The organism is Escherichia sp. 94.0001 (assembly GCF_013369155.2).
GTDB lineage: Bacteria > Pseudomonadota > Gammaproteobacteria > Enterobacterales > Enterobacteriaceae > Escherichia > Escherichia coli_F.
The window spans coordinates 1-853 of record NZ_JABWMS020000196.1 but is presented as its reverse complement, the minus strand read 5'-3'; the positions used below and the strand labels follow the sequence as shown (position 1 = coordinate 853).

Annotated in this window: 1 protein-coding gene; it reads left to right on the top strand. The window is 30.8% G+C overall.

Features of this window, described 5'->3' with window-relative positions; genetic code table 11:
• The first annotated feature begins 247 nt into the window (after positions 1 to 247).
• Positions 248 to 739 carry a tetratricopeptide repeat protein gene (locus tag HEN33_RS25170; protein ID WP_000102383.1) on the top strand — a complete coding sequence of 164 codons (492 nt, stop codon included), beginning with the start codon at positions 248 to 250 and terminating at the stop codon, positions 737 to 739.
• Positions 740 to 853: the final 114 nt, after the last annotated feature.

Here is an 853-nt window from a genome sequence, read left to right as displayed (position 1 = left end):
AATCAAGGTCATGCATATTAAGGCATTTATGAAATATCGTAAATAAGATAACTAATAAGGTGAATATTAGCAAAACAACTAATGACATTATTGGTTTATAGTGGTCAGTATTTTTACTAATAATGAACCAATATACCCATAAGCAATGCAAGCTTAAAACTCATAATTCAAAAAAGATAAATACATAAAAATTAATGAGTCAATCAATAATAATTTAGCATCACGAAACACATCACAGAGGAATATTATGAGCACAGATACACTTGAAATATTCAATAACAGTGATGAATGGGCAAGTCAACTAAAACACGCATTATCACAAGGAGAAAATCTGGCATTACTACATGGATTGACTCCTGATATCCTTGATAGAATATATGCATATGCATTCGACTACCATGAAAAAGGTAATATAACGGACGCAGAAATTTACTATAAATTTCTGTGCATTTATGCGTTCGAAAATCATGAATATCTAAAAGGTTTTGCATCAGTATGCCAGTCAAAAAAGAAATATCAACAAGCATATGACCTTTACAAACTAAGTTACAATTACTCCCCGTATGATGACTATTCAGTTATTTATCGTATGGGTCAATGTCAAATTGGGGCTAAAAATATCGATAACGCAATGCAATGTTTCTATCATATTATTAACAATTGTGAGGATGAAAGTGTTAAGAGCAAAGCGCAGGCATATATTGAACTCTTAACTGATAATTCAGAAGATAATGGCTAAGCATTACAATCTTTTGGTTAAAATTGCTGGTTATAGTGCAGTTAACCACTATGACCAGCTTCTCTTATGTTTTCTTAAATCAACATCTTAAAACAGTTAAGAACACACTATAAA